At 73.3% G+C, this 4462-nt stretch carries 5 protein-coding genes; 4 read left to right on the top strand and 1 reads right to left on the bottom strand.

Annotated elements, in window-relative coordinates:
- Nucleotides 1-39 precede the first annotated feature (39 nt).
- The 3 genes from ABZ885_RS36075 to ABZ885_RS36085 all read left to right on the top strand — a co-directional run bounded on the left by ABZ885_RS36075 (nt 40) and on the right by ABZ885_RS36085 (nt 2813).
- Complete coding sequence (locus ABZ885_RS36075; RefSeq protein ID WP_360198517.1) at nt 40-801, top strand: hypothetical protein; 762 nt, start codon at nt 40-42, stop codon at nt 799-801.
- Nucleotides 802-987: 186 nt separating this feature from the next.
- On the top strand, nt 988-1428 hold the full coding sequence (locus tag ABZ885_RS36080; protein ID WP_360198520.1) for a hypothetical protein: 441 nt from the start codon (nt 988-990) through the stop codon (nt 1426-1428).
- Nucleotides 1429-1502: 74 nt separating this feature from the next.
- Nucleotides 1503-2813: an MFS transporter gene (locus ABZ885_RS36085; protein ID WP_360198523.1), complete on the top strand. Its 1311-nt coding sequence runs from the start codon at nt 1503-1505 to the stop codon at nt 2811-2813.
- A 63-nt stretch (nt 2814-2876) separates the two neighbouring features.
- On the opposite strand, the gene ABZ885_RS36090 is transcribed toward ABZ885_RS36085, so the two are convergent.
- Nucleotides 2877-3341, bottom strand: coding sequence for a phage tail protein (locus ABZ885_RS36090; RefSeq protein WP_360198526.1), 465 nt, complete (start codon nt 3339-3341; stop codon nt 2877-2879).
- A gap of 310 nt (nt 3342-3651) precedes the next feature.
- Between ABZ885_RS36090 and ABZ885_RS36095 the strand changes: the two genes are divergently transcribed.
- Nucleotides 3652-4134 carry a hypothetical protein gene (locus tag ABZ885_RS36095; protein ID WP_360198529.1) on the top strand — a complete coding sequence of 161 codons (483 nt, stop codon included), beginning with the start codon at nt 3652-3654 and terminating at the stop codon, nt 4132-4134.
- Nucleotides 4135-4462: the final 328 nt, after the last annotated feature.

Here is a 4462-nt window from a genome sequence, read left to right on the forward strand (position 1 = left end):
CCGGGGGGGCGCGGGGGGGGGGGGGCCGGCCCGGGCCGGGTGGTGTCCACCGAGCTGGACGAAGGCCTCGCCGCGTTCGCCCGGGAGCGGCTGAAGGCCGCCGGCCTGGCCGTGGAGGTCCGGGTCGCGGACGCCACCACCACGGTGCCGGACGGGCCGGTGGACCGGGTGATCGCCACGTACGCGGTCGAGCGGGTGCCCTGGGCGTGGGTGGAGGCGGTCCGGCCGGGCGGGCGCCTCGTCGTCCCCTGGGGGCACCTGGGGCACGTCGCCCTGGACGTCGCCGCCGACGGGCGCTGCGCGACGGGCTGGGTGCAGGGTCTGGCAACGTTCATGGCCGACCGCACGGCCGGGCCGGTTCCGGCGGCCGGCTGGACGGGGTACGCGGCGGTGCGCGGCCAGGACCCGGCCGAGGCCGAGGGGTCCGTCGCGCGCGACCTCGCGCCGCTGACCACCGCGTGGGACCTGCGCTTCGCGCTGCGGGTGGCGCTGCCGGAGGTCCGGGTGGTGACCGGGACGGACGAGGACGGCGTCTCGGCGTGGCTCCACGACGGTGCCCGGTCCTGGGCGGCGCTGTCGGCGGTCGGCGGCGGGCGGGTGGAGGTCTTCCAGGGCGGGCCGCGGCGGCTGGCCGACGAGCTGCTGGCCGCGTGGGCGCAGTGGGAGCACCTGGGCCGGCCGGGTCCGTACGACTTCGGCATGACCGTACGTCCGGACGGCCAGTTCGTGTGGTTGAACGATCCGGTGGACGGTCCGCGGTGGGGGTGTGCCGGGGCTGTGGCCGTCGGGTCGGCTCGTTGACCTGAGCGGGATCGGGGTCAGCGGCGGGTCACTCAGGACAGTGGCCCTCGACGGTGTGCCGGCCTGCGTGGTGGCAGCAGCGGAGGGCCACCCGAATGCCGGTACCGGACCGCCCGGGGCCGGGACCGCCGCCGCACGCTGGAGGGGCGCGTCCCCTCGCGCACCGCCTCGCCCAGGAGAGACGCAATGGACACCGTGGAGTTGACCGGGACGTACACCTACCGGAGCTTCCTCAACCGGCCCGAACCCGTCGACGACTTCAACAAGCTCCGGTTCGCGCAGCTGGAACTGAGGCTTCGGGCCGAACCGGACGGCGTGCTCGGCGGCGCGCTGGTCTTCTCCGAGGAACCGGGAGGCGAGACCATCGCGATGGACATGACCGGACGGGCCTCGGGCGTGTCGCCCCTCGCGTTCACCCTGACCGGCCGGGGCCGGCCGGACAGCCCCATCGCGGACTTCCACTACGAGTACGACGGGATCGTGCTGCGGCACTGGGAAACCGGGATCGGCCAGCGCATGACCCTCGCCGGGACGGTCCTGCGCGCGGAGGACCACGGCAGCGGCGCCAGCCTGGCGCGAGCCGGGCAGACCGCCAGCTTCCTCGCGGTGAAACGCGACACCGCCTGACGGGCGGCCGGCGGCGGCGAGAACGGGCAGGCCGCGCAAAGACCTTGGCGGGTGCCCCTGTTAGCCTGACCGACATGATCAAGAGGGGGTCCACGCAACGGGTGCCCGGCGGGCCGGATTCCGGTCCGCAGCGCGCCCTGATCACCGCCAGTTTCGTCAGCCGGGTCGGCAACGGCCTCTTCAACACCGCCGCCGTCCTCTACTTCACGCTCGTGGTGCACCTGCCCGCCACACAGGTGGGAGCGGGTCTGACGATCGCCGGCCTCAGCGGCCTGGCGGCCGGCATCCCCGCGGGGAACCTGGCCGACCGGTACGGGCCGCGCGCAGTCTGGCTGACGGGCCTCGTCCTCCAGGCGGCCACCATGACGGCGTTCGTCTTCATCGACAGCTGGGGCGCGTTCACGCTGGTCGCCACCCTGGACCGGCTGGCCGCCACCGCGAGCGGCGCCGCGGGCGGGGCGCTCATCGCCAGGGCGGGCGGCGAACGCCCCGCCGCCTTCCGGGCCAGACTCCGCACCTTCGTCAATCTCGGCGTCGTCGTGGGCACCCTGGGCGCGGCCTTCGCCATCCAGGCCGACACCCGCCCCGCCTACACCGGACTGATCCTGGCCAACGCCGCCAGCTTCGCCCTCGCCGCCCTGATCGCGTTCCTGGGCGTCCCCGCCTACCCGCCCCTGCCCCGGCCCGGGGAACACCGCCAGTGGTCCGTCCTGGCCGACCGGCCGTACGTGTCCTTCGTCGCGCTCTACAGCACCATGGGCCTGCAGTACCAGACCGTCTCCCTCCTGCTGCCGATCTGGCTCAGCACCCACACCGACGCGCCGCGCTGGACCGTGGCAGCGGTCTACGCGGTCAACAGCGGCGTCTGCGTGCTGCTCCAGAGCAGACTCGGCTCCACCGTGGAAACCCCCCGGCAGGGCGGCCGCGCCTTCCGCCTCGCCGGGCTGCTGTTCCTGATCAGCTGCCCGCTGATGGCGCTCACCGCCGATGTCCCCGCCTGGGCCGCACCCGCGCTCGCCGTCCTCGCCATCTGCGTCCACAGCGTCGGGGAGGTGTGGGAGTCCTCGGGCGGCTACGCACTCGGCTACGGTCTCGCGCCCGACCACGCCCAGGGGCAGTACCAGGGCCTCCTCGGCATCGGCTTCGACGCCGGGCAGGCCCTCGCGCCCCTGGTCCTCACCGGGGCGGTCCTCGCACTCGGACACCCGGGCTGGCTGCTCCTCGGCGCCCTCTTCGCATGCCTGGGCGCAGCAGGCCCCCCGGTCGCCGCCTGGGCCGAGCGAACCCGCCCCGCGGCACCGGCCCCGGAAGCCCCCGCGCAACACCCGCAAGGCCGGTCCCCGCTACCGGAGGCCGACCAGCTCCCGGCACAGGGCGGTCCGTGAGACGCCGTCAATCCCATACTCCTGCGGGCGGCAAGAATGGTGCACCGCCCCTCGCCCTCGGGCTCAGTACTCGTTCTTGATGACGAAGAACGATCCGCGGATGGTGCCGGCGAGCTTCGACTTCTGCCGTGCGAACTTGAAGCGCGGGGCAAGCTCCTCCGGGACCTCCATCCCGTCCGAGAGCTTGAACCCGACCGCCCGCTTCCCGCCGTCGTCGACGGTGTACATCACGTTGATCGACAGACCGCTCTCGTAGAAGACGTAGGCCATCCGGATGTTCTCGACCTGGAAGGCGGTGGCTTCGAGCGGCCGGGACGCGATGACGATGTCGCGCTCCTCCCGGAGGATCCGGTGCACCCAGTCGACGACCTCGGTGGCCTCCTCCGCGGGCTCCACGGTGAAGACGTGGTCGTACTTGTTCTTGAAGTAGCGGGCCTCGTTCGCCCGCAGACCGGCGAGCGCTGCGGCGACGGGCGACGACTCCAGACCGACGGTCGACACGGTGTCGAAATCCACGGCGTAGGTCATGACGGATTCCTTCTCGTTGACGCGAACGGATGGCAGGACCCGGCGGCGACCGCTGCGGCTGCCCGTCCACCGCCGTCCGCTTCGAGCCGGGTTTCGAGACGGGTTCCGAGCCGGGTTTCGAGGCGCGCGGATCATCGCCCAAAGTACCCACGGGACATCCCTCCGTCACGGCGACACGGCCGCTGCGGCGGGCTGTCAGGTCATACCCGGGTATGACGCCGGTATCGGCTCCCCGGTATGACGACCTGTCTGGTTCCTGCCCGGCACAGTTCGGATCGTCCGCCGCACACCGACCGAAAGACGCCTGACGATGTCCGTGATCCGCCGCCACCTCCGTTCCGTCGCCGCCGACGGCGTCCGCGCCGGCCTCGCGCTGCCCGCAGGGCTCGTCGCCACCGCCCGGGCCTTCGGTGGCCGGCCCGCACCGGCCCGCCGCCGGGGCCAGGTCGGCGGGAGCGACGGGTGGACCGCCGGCCGGGCGGCCGCCCGCAGCCTGGCCGGCCTGCCGCTGGACGCCGCGGCCTTCGTGCTGTTCGCGTACGCGGCGTTCAACACCGTACGCAACGTCGGCTACCCCCTCTGGTACCTCGACACGGACTACCACCACGCCTGGGGCGGCCCCACCATGGCCGGTGTCTGGGCGGTCCACGCCCTCGGGTGGGCCGCCTGCCTGTACGTCCTGGCGCGTTGGCCGATGCGCTGGATCGGCCGCGGCCAGCGCGCTCTGGAGACCCGGCTGGCCCGCCCCCGCCCGACCACGTCGGCAGGCCTCCGGAGCGCGGTCACCGGCTGAACCCACTCGGAACGTATGATCAACTTCTCGGTGCACCGGCCGGAGGCCGCTGCTCAGACGCCGATGACCAGGGGGATGATCACATGGTGGAACTGTCCGTCGAGCCGATGACCTGGGTGATGACGGGTGACAGCATCACCCAGGCGGTCCTGCACACGTACGGTGCGCGCGGGTGGGTGGAGCACGTGCACGAGCGCGTCCGCTGGCAGCTCGACCGGCTGACCGACATCGTGGGTGGTCTTCGTCTGCGAGAACAACGGCTACGCCACCACGCTGCCCGCCGGCACGGCGGTGGCCGGCAGCGCGCTCGGCCGGGCGGCCGCCTTCG

Source organism: Kitasatospora sp. NPDC047058, assembly GCF_040643935.1.
Taxonomy (GTDB): Bacteria; Actinomycetota; Actinomycetes; order Streptomycetales; family Streptomycetaceae; genus Kitasatospora.

What these genes read in the sequence shown, in the direction of transcription:
- ABZ885_RS36080 (WP_360198520.1), top strand. Translation starts at nt 988, where the DNA reads ATGGACACCGTGGAGTTGACCGGGACGTACACCTACCGGAGCTTCCTC.
- ABZ885_RS36085 (WP_360198523.1), top strand. Translation starts at nt 1,503, where the DNA reads ATGATCAAGAGGGGGTCCACGCAACGGGTGCCCGGCGGGCCGGATTCC.
- ABZ885_RS36090 (WP_360198526.1), bottom strand. Translation starts at nt 3,341, where the DNA reads ATGACCTACGCCGTGGATTTCGACACCGTGTCGACCGTCGGTCTGGAG.
- ABZ885_RS36095 (WP_360198529.1), top strand. Translation starts at nt 3,652, where the DNA reads ATGTCCGTGATCCGCCGCCACCTCCGTTCCGTCGCCGCCGACGGCGTC.